General features: G+C 58.2%; 12 protein-coding genes and 2 pseudogenes. 10 read left to right on the forward strand and 4 right to left on the reverse strand.

Translation table 11 applies throughout. The features are described 5' to 3' along the window. Positions 1-241: 241 nt before the first annotated feature. On the forward strand, positions 242-1,831 hold the full coding sequence (locus tag IVA87_RS15385) for an IS66 family transposase (protein WP_247334093.1): 1,590 nt from the start codon (positions 242-244) through the stop codon (positions 1,829-1,831). Between the two features lie 21 nt (positions 1,832-1,852). On the opposite strand, the pseudogene IVA87_RS15390 reads toward IVA87_RS15385, so the two are convergent. From IVA87_RS15390 to IVA87_RS15400, 3 genes and pseudogenes are all read right to left on the reverse strand, one after another. After that, positions 1,853-2,390, reverse strand: a pseudogene (locus IVA87_RS15390) (transposase); the annotation flags it as partial. Between the two features lie 372 nt (positions 2,391-2,762). Beyond that, the gene (locus IVA87_RS15395; RefSeq protein ID WP_247334095.1) at positions 2,763-3,035 is read right to left on the reverse strand and encodes a hypothetical protein; all 273 of its coding nucleotides are present in this window, start codon (positions 3,033-3,035) and stop codon (positions 2,763-2,765) included. Positions 3,036-3,600: 565 nt separating this feature from the next. Beyond that, positions 3,601-4,176 (reverse strand): MarR family transcriptional regulator, encoded by a 576-nt coding sequence (locus tag IVA87_RS15400; RefSeq protein WP_247334097.1) that lies wholly within the window; start codon positions 4,174-4,176, stop codon positions 3,601-3,603. A gap of 1,075 nt (positions 4,177-5,251) precedes the next feature. Here IVA87_RS15400 and IVA87_RS15405 point away from each other — a divergent pair. From IVA87_RS15405 to IVA87_RS15435, 7 genes are all read left to right on the forward strand, one after another. After that, positions 5,252-6,025, forward strand: a complete 774-nt coding sequence (locus IVA87_RS15405; protein WP_247334099.1) for a hypothetical protein — start codon at positions 5,252-5,254, stop codon at positions 6,023-6,025. A 283-nt stretch (positions 6,026-6,308) separates the two neighbouring features. Next, positions 6,309-7,133 carry an enoyl-CoA hydratase-related protein gene (locus tag IVA87_RS15410; RefSeq protein ID WP_247334101.1) on the forward strand — a complete coding sequence of 275 codons (825 nt, stop codon included), beginning with the start codon at positions 6,309-6,311 and terminating at the stop codon, positions 7,131-7,133. Between the two features lie 373 nt (positions 7,134-7,506). Then, positions 7,507-8,697: an ABC transporter substrate-binding protein gene (locus tag IVA87_RS15415; RefSeq protein WP_247334102.1), complete on the forward strand. Its 1,191-nt coding sequence runs from the start codon at positions 7,507-7,509 to the stop codon at positions 8,695-8,697. A gap of 376 nt (positions 8,698-9,073) precedes the next feature. After that, positions 9,074-10,291, forward strand: a complete 1,218-nt coding sequence (locus IVA87_RS15420) for a M20 family metallopeptidase (RefSeq protein WP_247334103.1) — start codon at positions 9,074-9,076, stop codon at positions 10,289-10,291. Positions 10,292-10,540: 249 nt separating this feature from the next. After that, the gene (eutB, locus tag IVA87_RS15425; protein ID WP_247334104.1) at positions 10,541-11,527 is read left to right on the forward strand and encodes a hydroxyectoine utilization dehydratase EutB; all 987 of its coding nucleotides are present in this window, start codon (positions 10,541-10,543) and stop codon (positions 11,525-11,527) included. Further along, a complete protein-coding gene (gene eutC, locus IVA87_RS15430; protein WP_247334105.1) occupies positions 11,527-12,519 on the forward strand; it encodes an ectoine utilization protein EutC in 993 nt (330 codons plus the stop codon). The genes eutB and eutC overlap by 1 nt, the downstream gene beginning before the upstream one ends. A gap of 68 nt (positions 12,520-12,587) precedes the next feature. Further along, positions 12,588-13,760: a Xaa-Pro peptidase family protein gene (locus IVA87_RS15435; protein WP_247334106.1), complete on the forward strand. Its 1,173-nt coding sequence runs from the start codon at positions 12,588-12,590 to the stop codon at positions 13,758-13,760. Positions 13,761-14,183: 423 nt separating this feature from the next. Here the strand turns inward: IVA87_RS15435 and IVA87_RS15440 are convergent, their stop codons facing one another. Further along, positions 14,184-14,912 carry a hypothetical protein gene (locus tag IVA87_RS15440; RefSeq protein ID WP_247334107.1) on the reverse strand — a complete coding sequence of 243 codons (729 nt, stop codon included), beginning with the start codon at positions 14,910-14,912 and terminating at the stop codon, positions 14,184-14,186. A gap of 429 nt (positions 14,913-15,341) precedes the next feature. Here IVA87_RS15440 and IVA87_RS15445 point away from each other — a divergent pair. Next, positions 15,342-15,613: pseudogene (locus IVA87_RS15445) on the forward strand (transposase); the annotation flags it as partial. A gap of 237 nt (positions 15,614-15,850) precedes the next feature. After that, on the forward strand, positions 15,851-16,344 hold a 494-nt coding region (locus tag IVA87_RS15450), incomplete at its 3' end, for a transposase (RefSeq protein ID WP_247334108.1).

A 16,344-nucleotide genomic window follows, 5' to 3' on the forward strand; every position in this document is an offset into this window, starting at 1 on the left:
AACGGGTCTGGTGTTGGTGCACAAACGCCTCGAAGGTTGCAAGTTCGTTTGGCCAACGATCGCGGACGGAGTGATGCGCATGTCGCCGGCGATGTTCGCTGCCTTGTTCGAAGGGCTGGATTGGAGATTGGTCCGCCCGGAAGAAGCACGGCGCCCGCAGGTGGCGGGATAACTGCGGCAGAATGACTCGGCAGCTATTTTGATCGTGGCACGGGCGGCGGCGATGTGCTCGAAATAGCGCATGAGCATCGCGACACTGCGCGACGAAAACGAACGCCTAAAGGCGCTTCTGGCGCAAACGCAGGCGGCCTTGAGCGAGCATCAGGGGGCACTGGCGGCATCGGAGGAAGCGCGGCGTCGGCTGGAGGTCATTCTCGGCGAATTGCGACGCGACAAGTTCGGCTCGAAATCCGAGAAGCTACGACCAGATCAGTACCATTTGCCGCTCGAAGACGTGGAGATCGCGCAAGGCGTTCTGGACGCGGCGCAGGAAAGAGCCGAGAAGGTCATCCAGGGTCGATCGCGCAGCGATCCGGATCGAGGCTCCCATCGCAATCGCGGCTGTCTGCCTGCCCATTTGCCGCGAGTGGAACGGATCATCGAGCCTGCGAGCACGCTCTGTCCGTGCGGTTGCGGCGCCATGACGAAGATCGGCGAGGACGTCAGCAAGCGACTCGACGTGATCCCGGCGCAATGGCGCGTGCTGGTCACACGCCGCCCGAAATACATCTGTCGCCGCTGCTCGGGCCCTGTCGCGCAGGCGCACGCACCGGAACACGTCGTGCCCGGCGGGCTGCCGACCGAAGCGGCTATCGCTCATGTGATCGTCTCCAAGTTTGGCGACCACACGCCGTTTTATCGTCAGGCCGAGATCTATGCGCGTCAAGGCATTCGGCTTGATCGGGCGACTCTGGGCAACTGGTCCGGCCGCGCCTGCTTCCATCTTCAGCCCATCGCGGACCACATGCGCCGCCACCTGGCCATGGCGGATCGCCTGTTCATGGACGAGACCACGGCACCGGTGCTTGATCCGGGGCGAGGTCAAACGAAGAAAGGCTACTTCTGGGCGATCGCGTCAGACGACCGTGGCCACAGCGGTCCAAGTCCACCGATCGTGTTGTTCCGATATGCCCCCGGTCGCAGCGGCGCCTTCGCGGAGCAGTTCCTGGACGGCTTTGGCGGAAGCTTCCTGCAATGCGATGCCTATGACGGATATGACCGGCTGACCGAAGTCGTTCGACCGCAAGGGCCTTGGACGCTCGTGCATTGCTGGAGCCATTTGCGCCGGCGCTTTGTGAAATTGGCCCGCAACAGCAAGTCGCCGATCGCCGAGGCCGCCATTCGGCACATCGCCCAGCTTTACGCCATCGAAGCCATGGTGCGCGGCGCATCGCCGGACATCCGGCTGGCCGCGCGCAAGGAGCACTCGCTGCCCATGGTCGCCGCGTTGAAGTCCTGGTTCGAGAAACAGCTGTCGATGATCTCCAGCGGTTCGACGCTCGCCGAGGATATCCGCTATGCGCTCAATCATTGGCAGGGGCTGACCCGCTTCCTCGAAGACGGGCGTCTCGAGCTCGACACCAACCCGGTCGAGAACGCCATCCGGCCGATCTGCTTGACCAGGAAAAACGCGCTCTTCGCCGGACATGAAATCGGGGCGGAAAACTGGGCTTTGCTCGCCTCGATCGTCGCCACCTGCAAACTCAACGACGTAAACCCTGCTGCCTACATCGCCGAAACACTCGAGGCGATCATCGACGGCCATCCCCACAGCAGGATCGAAGACCTCATGCCGTGGCGATTCCGCAAAGCGTCAAGCCCGCATCAATAGGGTGACGGCTAAGCGCTTACCGCTATTGACGCCCACCGCGATGATCACGGCCACCGAGACGATGCGGCCATTCTGGCGCACCTTCACGTAGGTGGCATCGATCCACAAATACGGCCAGTCGCCCTCAATCGGACGGGCGAGGAAGGCCTTCACCTTCTCGTCGATCTCACCGCAGAGCCGGCTCACCTGGCTCTTGGAGATTCCGCTCATGCCCATGGCCTGCACGAGGTCGTCCACCGAACGGGTCGAGACGCCCTGCACGTAGGCCTCCTGGATCACGGCGGTCAGGGCCTTCTCGGCCATCCAGCGCGGCTCCAGGAAGCCCGGGAAGTAGCTTCCGCAGTTCGACCGCGCCGGCACGCGTCTCCCAGGTCCGGTCACGGTAGCCATTGCGCTGGGCCAGACGCTCGGTGTTCTTCTCGCCGTAGGCCGCTCCGGTCAGTCCGGCTACCTCCAGCTCCATCAGCCGTTGGGCTGCAAAGCCGATCATCTCGCGCAAAAGGTCGGCGTCTGGGGCCTTCTCCACGAGCGCGCGAAGGTTCATCATCTCGTCGGTCATCGGTGGTTCCTCGAATCAGGTTGGTGTCAGCAACCCGACCCTACCGGCGAATTGCCGGTGACCACCGCAAAGCCGACCGCCCGCTACGGCGCTATTTGAGGTCGCGCGTGCGGACGGCTTTGCTCTACCGAGCTACACCATCACAGGGGACACGACCTTTGCGGGGGTTCGTATCGGTAGCCTCAAAGCTTCCCCGCAGCGGGTGTCATGATGCTTCTTCCGAAGGTCCTGGTGACGATCTCGGCTGAGTGCCGTTCCTTCACAACCGAGACTTGAACGTCGGCAGTGTGCGGATTTCCGGTACCTGGATGATAGCGCACAAGTCTGCCAAATCGTGGCGAAGCACGGACGATTTTGCGCTGTTGAGCTCTTCTACGTTTTCGGGCCCGGCCTGATCCGGCGGAGGAGAGAATCGGCATAATTCTCACGTTCGCGCTTGAAGCGTTCTTGATGCGCTTGGAAACGTTCAACGCGCTTCTTGATCTCTTCGCGTTCACTGTCGTCATAATTTGGCGCATTGAGACGAGCCTCCTCGGTGACCTTCCCGGGCAAAGACTTGGGGCGCTCGACCTGCAACTTCAACGATTCGGTGAAGGCCGTCGTTTGAGCAACGAGCGCGTCGAGCTCCTTCTTCCAATTGTGCATCAGAGCTCCCATGCGGCAGAGCCGCGCTGATCAGATAGATTGATCCAAGGGCTTCGGCGCCCATTGCGTCTAGGCGTGCGGATCTTCATCCGCTTCTCCTTGAGAAAAGGTCGCCGACAATGCCGCCGGCGGCCCTCCGGGTTAAAATGCTAATGGTGAGTGAATGCAGTCCAGCCCCGGTCATAAGATATTAAATCCCAAACGCATCGCTTTCCAGTTTTTCCGCCAAGTGTGCCCAGCGCGGTCGCTCCGGGTTCCACTTGCAGCTGATTACGGCCGCCGTCGATCAGACGATTTGCAAGTGTCCGTACTTATCCGATGGCGCATCAATGCGCGTAGGATTGGTGATTCGACGCGGACAGCCATACTCTCAGCCAGGGGGCGATGACATTGATCAAGCCGGTCCGAGCAACGAATACCCGGCCCTGCATCCTGGACGGGACCTTTGAGCGCGCGAGATTTGCATTCAACGCCTCGCCGCAACGGGCGGACATTTTGGTCGACTTCGACTGTTAGGATTGTGGAGCTCGCTGTGCTCAGCGCCCATAACCCTTGGAATGGAAACTTACCTCTCCTTGGCGCAACGTGCGCCAAAACAACTGCCTTCTATCGCCGGCTCCTCTCTTACCGATACTGTGCCTGTCTCAAGTTCGGCCTCAAGGCGGGCTCTTTCTAACTGCTTCCTGAGCGCTGGGAGCCGGCTAGACAATTTCGTCAACTCCTCAGTTCCCAGATCACCGAACACGAGCCGATCGAGTTCCTCCTGTCGTGCGGTGATGTTCGCGAGACGCTTGCGCGCTTTTTCGGTTAGCGACAGCTGCACGATACGCCCATCCTTGGCGCCGGCCTTGCGCCGCACATACCCGACCTTCGCCAGCGCCTTCGAATGCAGCGTGATGAAGCATGGGTCGACTTTTAGCAGTTTTGCGACCACGCCGGCCGGGGCACCTCCATCCGTGTCCAAGTCCGTCACGGCCATCAAGATCGCCAATTGTGTTCCGGTAGTGCCGAGCGACTCAGCTCGAACGTGAAGAAAATCCTCCAGACAAACGTTGAGGGATTTGATCTCCAGCGTTATTCGCCGCACCAGATCCTGACTTTTAGCAGAGCAGTTCTCCACGTGTGTTGCCTGCTTAGCCAAATCAAGTGCCGCCGTGTTGAGACCCCAAAGCGACTTCGCTCTGCCGGGAATGGAACAGCCAATTTGATGGGCTAATCGTAGTCAAGCGCCACACGGTCCAACTGTCGGAAGATGCGTTCAACGAACGGCCTTGATCCTGCTGTGGCGTCCTGAGTGCGACCACTTACTGCATTGGTTACGCTCAGTCAGACGGGCCCAGCGGGAAAGTTGGAATGCGCCGCCTGAGTGGGCAGTCTGAGCTTACTACAATCGTAAGATTGCGCGATCGACGCCATGAAATTCATCAAAAGCGAGCTGCTTGACGCCGAATTGAAGCGTCGCGCGGTTACACATCGCCTTTCTTAGCCGCGCTAAAAAAAGCGTTTTCCTTCGTCGCCGCGCAGCCGTTCCGACCTGCCGGCCTCGAGCTACCGGCTGTGATATCGGGACATTGATTTCAGAACGTTTGCGAATGGAGGATGCGTTGCACGGCATCCAAGTTCGGCACCTCGTTGGTCAAGTCGTGCCGCCCGCGGGCCGATTTCCGGACCTTCTGTCCCGCAATCCGACTGAAGGATTTAAGAGGTGCTGCGTAGCAGGCGGGTGCTTGCCGAGATTCCTCGGCCTGTCAGCGCAAGAGTGTGGAGTAGCCACGCCACGGGCCGCTCGTATTCGAAATTCGTACGCAGGTTGCTCCACTTTGCAGGATTTCTGCAAATTTTGTCGCATTATCTTTGCGTCGATACACTTGTTGGTGTGCTAGATTCGCTACGAAACGCTCGGCAGACGCCGTGTTCGTCCTCTTTGGCAGGAGTGTCCCGCGTAAAGGGTCAAGAAAAGAATCAGGTGATGTTCGGCACGCGGGCGCTGGTTAGCCGGTGGACCGTAGTTGCTGCCCAGCTTCTAGAGCGGGTTGTAACGAATTTTTCGCTGAAGGCTCGGCTTGCGGGCGCACGGTGGTGCTGAACGAAGCTGGTATGTTCCATCATCCTAACGACTAACGAGCACCTCCCTCAAGACCGTGAAATCCATGCACCGAAAGCTGTAACGGGTGGCGCCTCAGAGGCGCCGATTGGACCAAGACAGGAGAACGAAGATGACTAAAGCGCTCCATTTCAAGAGCGAAGACATGGTCTTTTTGCCGATGCATGGCGAGGCTGGCGGCCATGCGTCCTACTGTCAATTGGTTGGTCCTGAAAAGAGCAGAACGATTGATGCGGGAATCGCTATTTACGACGGATGTTCAATCGAGCGCACCACTAACTACGATGAGGCCGCCGTCGTGCTTAGCGGCACTTATCGAATCCTCACAGGGGAAGCCTATAGCCGTGTCATTGAAGCTAAATTCGGTGACGTGATTTGGCTTACCAAGGGAACTCGGCTGAAATACCAGGGCAACAAAGCAAAGGTGTTTTACGCGCGATACCCGGTTGATTGGCGCACGCGCACCGAGTCTATGGAGGGTGTAAAGCCGCTGACTGAGGTCTATCATTTCCGAAGCACCGATATGATGTATTCGCAAATCCAAATCTATGCTGGCGGATTTGCATCTACCTGCAGCCTGGTCACTCCAGAGATCAGTAAGACCATCGCTGCCACGATCGCGACCTACAACGACGCCTCCGCCGATTGGACGACTGAATATGACCAGGTCTCGATTTGTCTTGGTGGGGTGCTGCGCATTCGCACTGGCGAGAACTACAGTCGTGCGATCGATGCGAAATTCGGAGATGTCGTGTGGCTTCCTAAAGACACGAAGCTGAAGTACGAAGGCGAGAAGGGAATCATGTTTTTCGTTCCATATCCGGTAGATTGGCGCTTTCGAAGTCAGCCAAACAGGCCGAAGCCCTGGCCTACATCGGTCCGCTAAAGTGAACGTCGGTAGCAAAGCGCTGGTTGATGACGTGTGGTTGCTGGTTTGACATGGCCGGTTGAGGAGGAAGGCGGCCGCGCGTTGGATGAGACGTCGGTCGGACTGATGCTCATGCGGGCTGCTGCGGCGGCATCCGGTCAAGTTTGGACGGAAGTCGAGCCCGCATTGCCTTCCGCAGCGGTAGTGGCCACAGGTGCTCTTAACTGAAGAACTTGCGCAGGCCGTCCAGCACTGGACGACCCGCCATGCAACAGGGAAGATGAACAGGAGTAAGATCGGCATGTCGCAGCGGCTGCAAATCGATACGGGCACAGGGGAGCTGTTGGCGGAAATTCGCGACCAGGTGGCGGTCATCACCCTCAATCGACCGGAGGTCCGGAACGCACTGTCCAGCCGTTTGAGCGGCGCATTGGGTAAGTTGATCAAGCGCTGTGACGAAGATTCGCAAATCCGGGCGATCCTTATCACCGGCGCAGGAGCAGCCTTCTGCGCGGGCGGGGATGTAAATGGGATGAACCAAAGTTCGGCTGCGGCCGAATTGACTTTCGATCAGCGCGTTTCCGACTTGCGGTTCAACCAACGAGCCGTGTGGGGCGCATTGGTTGGCGCCAGGAAGCCGACTGTCGCGGCCATTCCGGGGGCTGCCGCAGGCGCGGGCCTTGCGCTTGCGCTCGCCTGTGACATCCGCGTTGCCGCACAGTCAGCTATTTTGATCACGGCTTACGCGCGCGTCGGGCTGTCCGGCGATTGTGGCATAGCCTGGCTGCTCACGCGCCTGGTCGGATTCTCCCGCGCGCGCGAACTTATGTTCTTGTCGGAGCGGGTGGATGCACGTCGCGCGGAATCGCTCGGCCTTATCAACCAAAGCGTCCCCGATGCGGAGTTGCAGGAGAGAGCGTTTGCGCTCGCGGCCACCCTCGCGAGGGGGCCGACGTTTGCTTTTAGTTGCATGAAGAGCAACCTCGATCACGCTTTAAATGCCGAATTCCTGGAATCGATGGATTACGAGGCCGAGAGCCTGATCCGGACGGAACTAAGTCTTGATCACAAGGAGGGCACCCGCGCATTCGCAGAGAAGCGCAGCCCCGTGTTTCACGGACGGTAAGCAGCACGTTGTATCAAGTGATGGGCGTGCTCGCACATGGCTTGCTTCGGGCCCTCGAATACGCGCGTGTATGTCTCCCAATTTGTGGAAAGTGCAGCTTGGGTGCGCAAGGTGCAAAAGCGCCGTCCATAAAGCTGGCGAGGGCTACATTCGAAAGGAGGGAGGCGGCGGCGCGCTGACTGCTGCGGCAGTGGTCATGGGCAAGGGGGAATCTTTCGCCGAAAAACTGCTCAAGGGTCGGTTGTCGCGCATAAATCCGGCGCCGCGGGCCGAGACTAAGCTCGAAAAGCCTGCGGCAGACCTGTAGCTTTTGGCCTCTGCCCGTCTGAATGTGCATCCTCGCGGTTCTGAGCTGCTGGAGAAGGGGTTACCAATGAAGCATTCAAATCTGTCTGGCTTTATTCGGAGCATTAAGTCAATTGAGCACGGCGAAGGACCTCGGGTGCCGAGCGAAGCGTTTCAACGAGCCGGAATGAATCGCAGAACTCTCCTGCAGTTTGCCGCTGCCGCCATGAGCATTCCCGCGGTCGCTAGGTCGGCTTTTGCCAAGGACAAACTGTCCGGCAGTGGAGAGGTCGTCGTGTTCTCTTACGGGGGGACCTATACGAAAGCTTTGCGTAAGGCCGTCTTCGAGCCATTCACACAGGCGACGGGGATCTCTGTGGTCGACGTGGTGGCCGACTTCGCCGAACCCCAAGTCAGGGCCATGAGCGAAGCTGGACGGGTCGACTGGGACGTAGCCATGATCGACGCACAGAATTATCCGGCGATGGACCAGGCTGGTATGTTTCTGCCCATCGATTATGGTCTGTGGGACGATGAAGCACTCAAAGGTACATCGCAGGATGCGCGGATTAAAGACGCGGTGGTCGCGTTCCGGTCTGTAACAATGATTGCCTATGACCAGCGCGCATTTCCCAAGGGCGGACCAAACGACTGGCAAGGGTTCTGGGATCTCAAAGCATTCCCCGGCCCACGTGGACTTGGCCCTAACGCGAGGCACAACCTCGTGTTCGCACTTCAAGCTGATGGCGTCGCCAAATCAGATCTTTGGCCGCTAACAGACGACAAGATCGAAAGAGCGTTGAAAAAGCTTGATCAGATCAAGTCGCAAATACCGAAATGGTGGGTCGCGGGAGGGGAGCCGGTCACCTTGCTCATGAACCGCGAATACGCGGCAACAAGCTGCCCGGACGGTCGCGCTATCGGGGCAATTCGCCAAGCCGCTCCTCTTCGTATTGTATGGGATGGCGGAAACCTAAACTACATCTACTGGACTGTGCTCAAGGGCGGTCCCAACAGCTCGAACGCGCAGAAGCTGATAGCGTTTGTCAATCGAGCGGAGATCGCCGCGGCCTACACAATGGGCGTCGGCTACCCAGGACCCAATGCGAACCAACTTAAATTTTTGCCGCCTGATCTTGTCCCGAACCTCAGTCTCTACGAGGAAAATGCATCGAAGCTCGTGCTTCAGGATAACGCTTGGCTCGTCGCCAAACGTCCCGACGGAAAAACGAACATAGATTACATCCAAGAGCGGTGGCTGGCTTGGCGATCATCATAGTGTTCACCAGCTGAACGCGCGGCGTGAGCTTTAAGGCCCTTAAAAGCGTAGGCTTGATGTATCCTTGCGGCCTCGGCTTCCAGGGAGAGTTTTCTTCGGCTGGCCCGTCTTGAATTGCCAACTTCCGTCGCGCGAGTTCTCGGTTGAAGAGTGGCAAACACCGCTTTGCGAGCCTGGGATTATAAACCCCGTCACGAACCTTGCCATTTGCCTCGATGAGCAGTTCAGGCGTGTGCCGTAATGTTTTCGGAGGGCTCAATGTTGATTTTCCTGCCGAACTCCTGCTTTCTAGGCAAAAAATTGAGCTTTTTCCGTACCCGCGGCCTCTGAACTTGGCGATTTCCTTCGCCGATCGAAGCTATCTTAGAGACGAACCGTGCTCGGCAATAACGTGGATCAACAAGCTAATATGACTAGAAACACCAACGGCTTTCTGTCGGATGTCGAGCGCAAGGCGGTCATCGAGCTGCGGCACGCCATGCACCGTGAACCTGAGCTTTCCAATGCGGAATGGAAGACTCAGGAAAGGATTCGTGGCGCATTGAAGCAATTCGGGCTAACCGATGCCAAGACCTTCCACAATACCGGTCTATTTATTGATATCGAGGGCACTGGCTCCGGCCCAAAGCGGTCGATCGCCGTGCGCGGCGATATCGACGCCTTGCCCATCCACGAAACGCGCGCAGATCTGCCCTACCATTCTCAAATTGATGGAGTCATGCATGCCTGCGGCCACGATGTGCACGGCTCGATTGCACTAGGAGCTGCGCTTGCTTTCCACCGACTGCGCGCTAGTTTTGCTGGTAAGGTGCGCGTGTTCTTTCAGCCGGCAGAGGAGGCAGAGCCCCTCGGTGGCCGTACAGTCCAGGATGAGAAATTGCTCGATGGCTTCGACAGCGCCGTCGGATTCCATGTCAGCCCCGATATCCCCGCGGGTATGTTTGGTGCTCGGGAGGGGGCCGTCACCAAATCTGCGGACCAGTTCAAGCTCATTCTCACCGGAAAAATGGCGCATGGCGCATCACCCCATAAGGGGGTCGACGCGATTGCGATCGCCGGTGCCTTTATCAATGAGGTCCAGAAGGTGGTCTCGCGCGAAATGCCGGCCGATGACGGTGCTGTCGTCACGATCGGCACCATCCATGGCGGCGAGGCAACGAATATTATCTGCCCGTCAGTGGTCATGGAAGGTACGATCAGGACCCGCAGTCCTGAGCGTCGAGGTCTATTGTTCCAGCGCATCCGGGAAGTGGCGGAAGGCGTTGCGGCGATGCACCGCGGCGGCGCGGAATTCGTAGTCCGAACGGGTGAGCCTGTGGTGGTCAATGACGCAGAAATGGTGCAGCGCTTCCGCCGGGCTGTTCATGAGAGAGCCGGGCAAGAGGCCTTCTTCACCGGGAAGAAGGAGATAGCAGGAAGCGATGATTTCGGCTTCTACTCGGCTTGCGTGCCTTCGATCTATTTCTGGTTAGGGACGCGCGCACCTGGCAACGAATCGCATGTGCATACCCCGACGTTTGGGGCGTCCGATGAACTCATTATCCCGGCTACCGAGCTCACGGTAGGCTATATTCTCGATCTGCTGAACGCTTGACGTCGATGTCGATGTCAAGAACGCCGATGCAGCCGGTCTGGCGATCGCAACTAGTGAAAGGCCGATATGTTGCAAACTTCGCGCCGCCTTTGCTTCGCCAATTTGTTCGTCGCTCTCCTGCAATCACTCTGTTGAACGGGCTGAAGTCGCGGTGGCAGATCCGGCGCTCATCGGGGAGCCGCAACCTATGCTGAGGCCAGCTCAGGTCAGTCGATCGTGGGGCCGGGCTCTTTGAGTAAAGGGATCTCCATGATCGGCCTGGCTCCTATTGAGGATGCCCGCACTCGCATCGCGGGGCACATACTCCCAACGCCGCTCGTCGGCTCGCCGACGCTGTCAAAAATCTGCGGTGTGACGGTTACGTTAAAGCTCGAGCATCATCAAGCCACCGGCAGCTTCAAGCTGCGCGGCGCCACAAACGCCCTGCTCAGGCTCACGAAAGCCGAGCGGGAGCGGGGCATCGTGGCGGCCTCGACCGGTAATCACGGCCGAGCGCTGTCTCATGCGGCTCGCATGCTCGGCTCGCGTGCGACCATCTGCATGTCAGGGCTTGTGCCGGAAAACAAGATTGCCGAAGTCCGGCGCCTTGGCGCAGATGTACGCATTATTGGACGTTCCCAAGACGAGGCGCAAAAGGAAGTGGAGCGCCTCGTGAATGAACATGGCCTGGTCATGTTGCCGCCATTCGACCATCCGGACATTGTTGCCGGACAGGGGACAATTGGGCTGGAAATCGTTGAAGCGCTGCCGGACGTAGCCACTGTGCTTGTGCCCTTATCCGGTGGTGGCTTGGCCGCCGGCGTGGCCGCGGCGGTCAAGGCCATGAGGCCCCAAGCGAGGGTCATAGGGCTTACCATGGAACGCGGCGCGGCGATGAAGGCCAGCCTCGATGCGGGCCGGCCCGTATTGGTGGAGGAGTTTCCAAGCTTGGCCGATTCTTTAGGCGGCGGGATAGGCCTCGACAACAAAGTGACCTTCACGATGTGTCAGGCGTTGCTCGATGATGTGGTGTTGCTGAGCGAGGGTGAGATCGCGGCAGGCATTCGTCATGCGTACGAGCACGAACAAGAAATTCTGGAAGGCGCCGGCGCTGTTGGAATCGCTGCGCTGCTAGCTAACAAGATCCCTCGATTGCGCGGGCCGGTGGCACTGGTGCTCTCAGGCCGCAATATCGATATGAAAGTGCATCGCCATGTCGTAAACGGGGTGGGCAATCCTTTTGGGCGGGAGACTTGATGCCGAAAATGAAGGTGCTCACGGAACGCGAGCTCAGAAATATCGTTCCTCTCGACATGATGGCAGTGCAATGCACTGAAGGTGCATTCTCGTCGCTCGCAACGAAGGCGGTGGCGATGCCGCCCATTCTGAGGCTCGACATTCCCGAGTACCGAGGTGAGGTCGACGTCAAGACGGCCTATGTGCCGGGTCTCGACAGCTTTGCCATCAAGATCAGCCCTGGCTTTTTTAACAATCCCCAGATCGGGCTACCGAGCACGAACGGCATGATGGTGCTGCTTTCGAGTAAGACTGGTCTGGTGCAAGCTCTCTTGCTTGACAATGGCTATTTGACGGATGTGCGCACGGCCGCCGCTGGCGCCGTTGCTGCAAAATATCTCGCTCGTAAGGACGCTTGGGTCGCAGCCGTGCTGGGCGCCGGAAATCAGGCAAGGTTGCAATTGCAGGCGCTTGCTCTGGTTCGACCTGTCCGGGAGGCACGTATTTGGGCGCGCAACGCTTCAAAGGCCCGGATGGTAGCGCAGGAGCTCTCCGCGATTCTTAGGTTTCCTGTAGGCGCATATGAAGACGCCAGGCAGGCTGTGGCCGGCTCGCACATTGTCGTAACCACAACACCTACCGACCAACCAATTCTGAAATCGTCGTGGCTCGAACCTGGACAGCACGTAACCGCAATGGGTTCTGACGCTGAACATAAGAATGAAATCGAGCCAGCGGCGATCAAGCGAGCCGACCTCTATGTCGCCGATAGCCTCAAGCAGACGCGACTTCTTGGCGAGTTGCACCATGCCGTCGCCCTGGGCATTGTCCCTGAGAATGCGAATTTTACAGAACTCGGCGAAATTGTTGCTGGCCTAAAGGCTGGGCGTACGAAGGACGCGCAGATCACAATCGCCGATCTGACCGGGACTGGTATCCAGGACACTGCTATCGCTTCATTGGCGTTTGCACGATCTGTAGCTGTGAAAGCCGGCTCGGAATTCGAGAGTTGATGAATCTCCGGGACAAAATAAATCTCTGACACAATCTCATCAATCGGATATCCAATGGAGCTACGATAATGCCAATCAGCAAAGGACCTCAGGCGTTCCCTCGGGCGGAGTTTCTGCGAAGGCTCGCCGCCGTGAAGTCTGAAATGAAACGTCGCGAAATCGACGCACTCGTCGTCTCCGATACATACAACATCACGTATCTCACCGGTTACACCGCCAACTCAGGCTATGTGCCGCAAGCGTTAGTGGTTTCTCTTCAGGACGAGGAGCCCACCTTCATTCTGCGTCGCCAGGACGCTCCAGCTGCCATCCATCAAACGTTCATGGATCGTGCCAAGATTATCGGTTACCCAGAAGCGCTCATTGGTAATCCGACGATGGATGGCTACGACAAGGTAATTGATTTCCTCGGCGAAATTGGCGCTGCAAATCGTGGCATCGGGCTCGAACTAAGGGGCCTTTCGGCGCAAGCTGCCGAAAAGTTCAGAACGCGGCTTCCCAAGGCCAAGATCGTTGATTGTACGAATGTCGTGACCTGGATTCGCATCGTCAAATCCGATCTCGAGATAGCCGTCATGCGAGAAGCGGCCGCCATTTCGGATGCAGCAATCATGCGTGCCGCCGATGTCATACGGCCTGGTGTACGGGAAGCGGACGTGATCGCCGAAATCATGGGAGCGCTGGCCCGCGGTGCCAATGGTAAGTCCGGAACGACAAGATTTCCGAACGTCAGCTTGTGCTCCTCTCCTCGGACCGGAACCCCCCATATCTCGTGGAGCGAAGACGTTTTTCGTCAGGGTTCGCAAATCAACCTCGAGCTGGGCGGGGTGCGACATGGGTATTGCGCGGGGATTATGCGCACCTTTTCGATCGGCGCGCCTTCTGAGCGTTTGCGCCGGGTCCACGAGGCCGAGATGGAAGGTCTCGAGGCTGCTCTCGATGTGATCCGGCCGGGATCGACCTGCAGCGATGTTGCAAACGCTTTCAATCGTACCATCGAAAAGCACGGGCTCAAGAAGGACTCTCGATGCGGCTACGCCCATGGCATAGGCTGGTTGGAGCCGACCGCTAGCCTGCAGGATGGAGATAGGACAGAACTGAAGCCGAACATGACCTTCCATTTGATGCTGGGCAACTGGATCGATGAAGACTTTGGCTACGTGCTCAGCGAGACCTTTCGGGTGACGGAGTCCGGCGTGGAGGTGTTGACCAAAGCTCCGCGGAAACTTTTCGAGCTGTAATTGAACGGTTCTGTAACAATACTGTCGTAATCGAACTGGCGGGTCGGCAGGAGGGCGGTGAGCATTGCTGCACCGTCCTCGCCTGTCCGGACTTTGCGTCCGCTCTCTCCAACCTACCGCCTTAGACGGACAGGTGCTGGTGCATGGAAGCTGCTTCCGCGACCGAAGCACGTGCATGTAGTTGTGCGGGGAATTCGCTCTTCACCGGCTTATCAAGCCTGTGGCTCTACCGCACGTGCTCAACTCTGTTGCCCGCTCCTCTCAGCAGGCTCCAGCATGTGAGATGCAACCACTTTTGGATGGATACGGTAAGAAGATCCTCTGCGTTTTCCGGCCGCAGCTAAACTGCAGTGCCGCTCGGATCGGGATGACCTTCCTCGTTGGCCGCCCGCGAGTCGTCCGGACGGCCTACAAGCGTAGCAGTCACGCGACAGATGCGAGTGTCAAGCGGCATAGGGTCGTGATGTCGTAGATGGGCAGCTTCGTCACACGACGCATGGTGGGCGCAACTAGCGGAAAAGCCGTGCACTCAAACAGAATCGCAGCAATCGCTGGATGCTCATTTCGAAGCCGCGCGACACACGCGCCGACTTCGCGTTCAATCACGCTGACCTCGGTCTGTGGCGTTGGACGTTTCATCTCATTTTGCCACATCTCACCGCCTTCGATGCCACCAACGACAACCCGCGATCTGTCGGCAGGATCAACACCTAACAGATCCTCGCCTAGATGCGTGGAGTCCGCTGTCAGCACCGCAATCTTGGCAGCCTTCGGCAGCTGGCGGAGAATGGTTGGGAGCAAGAGTAGGCTGGAGGTTACGACCGGAACTTCAACCGACGCGGCTACTGCGGCCTGGTGCCGAATAGAGAAGCCACAGTTCGCCGTGATAACAACGGCCCCACGCTCTATCAATCTTTGGGCTGCTGAGATGTAGGCTTGCTCAAGTGCAGGATCGCCCCGAATAACGATCTCCGCCCAAGCTCCCGCGACAGTTTCCAAGATGACCGGGAAGTCGTAGGAAGTCGGGTTCAGAATAGAGTGATTGCGGGGTGCCCGGGTCGCAGCACCGGGCGTCAACCCTTGTTCGAGATTAAGAATTCCAAGAGAAGGTGTCGGTGCCACCTCACAAGTATAGCACCGCTTTGCTGACATATCTTCCCGTTTTGGAAGAGTATCTTGCCGGAAAGCTGCACCACATTGTGGAGTTCTTCAGGTTTCTTACATCTTGGCTACCTGTCACGGGCAACCTGCAGGAGGTGGTGAGACCCACTCGTTCGCAAGAGCGACCCAGGTTTTGCAGGCGTTTTCCTTGGTCCATCGCAAGCGCGCCCTCGTAACGCCCAAATTGCTAACTCCGAGCCATGTGAGAGGAGTGTGGCGGCTCCATCACGCAGTGGGTCATCGTGGGCGGTATGACACTACCCAGTTCAGATGAAAGATATTGTGCTCCCCACCGCTTCAATGACATTGCTCAATCGATGGCATGTGCGATTACGCGTGTCGTAATCCATGGGCCTGTGATCTGCAGGGCTCGCTTCCTGAGCTGCTGCCGGTTTGCTGGACACCGAGATTAGGTGTTTCATGAAGCCGGAGGTCGGCGATGAAGAGACGGAAGTCAGTCGCGAGTTCAAGATCGAGGCGGTCAAGCTGGTCCGGGAACGCGGGTGTCGGTGGCGCAAGCCGGCCGCGACTTAGACGTTCATGAGAACGTTCTGCGCAAATGGGTGAAGGAGTTCGGCTCCGACCCGGTGCAGGCCTTTCCCGGTCACGGCCAGATGAAGCCGGAGCAGCAGGAGATCGAGCGGCTGCGCCGTGAGGTCACCAAGCTGAAGGCCGAGCGGGATATCCTAAAAAACTGTCCAGCGTTGTGGCGCGCCTGCGCGGGGTAGAAACAGCCTTGTGCTATCTTCTTGGCTAGGAGGGTAGCGGCCGTCAGCTTATTGGAGGCAGAATCCCCGTTAAAAAACGTGGTCCATGGGTGCATGCGGACTTGGGAGTGGTGACGCTGCTCCGGCGGCGATCCCGATTAGGAAGATGACGATTGGCATAACCCAGACCCTCCTGCCCATCATTAAATGGAGGACCCGCTTATGCCCAAGAGGACGACTGGTGACCGCCCGGAGCTGAAGCCGGTCAATGTCGGCGCGGCCGCCATCGACATCGGATCAAAGATGCACATGGCTGCGGTGAACCCAGCCTGCACTGATATGCCAGTGCGCACGTTCGGCACATTCACAGAAGACCTGCATCATCTGGCAGACTGGTTTAAGGCCTGCGGCGTGACGAGTGTCGCGATGGAATCCACCGGGGTCTATTGGATCCCGGTTTACGAGATCCTGGAGCAGCGCGGGTTTGAGGTCATTCTGGTCAATGCTCGCTACGCAAAGAACGTGCCCGGGCGCAAAAGCGATGTCAGCGATGCCGCATGGTTGCGCCAGCTTCATTCCTATGGCCTGTTACGCGGCAGCTTCCGACCTGATGCCGAGATTGCAACCCTGCGCGCCTATTTGCGCCAGCGGGAGCGGTTGGTGGAATATGCCGCTGCCCATATCCAGCATATGCAGAAGGCCCTGATGGAGCTGAG

It is taken from the genome of Bradyrhizobium sp. 147, from assembly GCF_023073935.1.
GTDB lineage: Bacteria > Pseudomonadota > Alphaproteobacteria > Rhizobiales > Xanthobacteraceae > Bradyrhizobium.

What these genes read in the sequence shown, in the direction of transcription:
- IVA87_RS15385 (WP_247334093.1), top strand. Translation starts at nt 242, where the DNA reads ATGAGCATCGCGACACTGCGCGACGAAAACGAACGCCTAAAGGCGCTT.
- eutB (WP_247334104.1), top strand. Translation starts at nt 10,541, where the DNA reads ATGATCGGCCTGGCTCCTATTGAGGATGCCCGCACTCGCATCGCGGGG.
- IVA87_RS15405 (WP_247334099.1), top strand. Translation starts at nt 5,252, where the DNA reads ATGACTAAAGCGCTCCATTTCAAGAGCGAAGACATGGTCTTTTTGCCG.
- IVA87_RS15395 (WP_247334095.1), bottom strand. Translation starts at nt 3,035, where the DNA reads ATGCACAATTGGAAGAAGGAGCTCGACGCGCTCGTTGCTCAAACGACG.
- IVA87_RS15440 (WP_247334107.1), bottom strand. Translation starts at nt 14,912, where the DNA reads ATGTCAGCAAAGCGGTGCTATACTTGTGAGGTGGCACCGACACCTTCT.
- IVA87_RS15415 (WP_247334102.1), top strand. Translation starts at nt 7,507, where the DNA reads ATGAAGCATTCAAATCTGTCTGGCTTTATTCGGAGCATTAAGTCAATT.
- IVA87_RS15410 (WP_247334101.1), top strand. Translation starts at nt 6,309, where the DNA reads ATGTCGCAGCGGCTGCAAATCGATACGGGCACAGGGGAGCTGTTGGCG.
- IVA87_RS15435 (WP_247334106.1), top strand. Translation starts at nt 12,588, where the DNA reads ATGCCAATCAGCAAAGGACCTCAGGCGTTCCCTCGGGCGGAGTTTCTG.
- eutC (WP_247334105.1), top strand. Translation starts at nt 11,527, where the DNA reads ATGCCGAAAATGAAGGTGCTCACGGAACGCGAGCTCAGAAATATCGTT.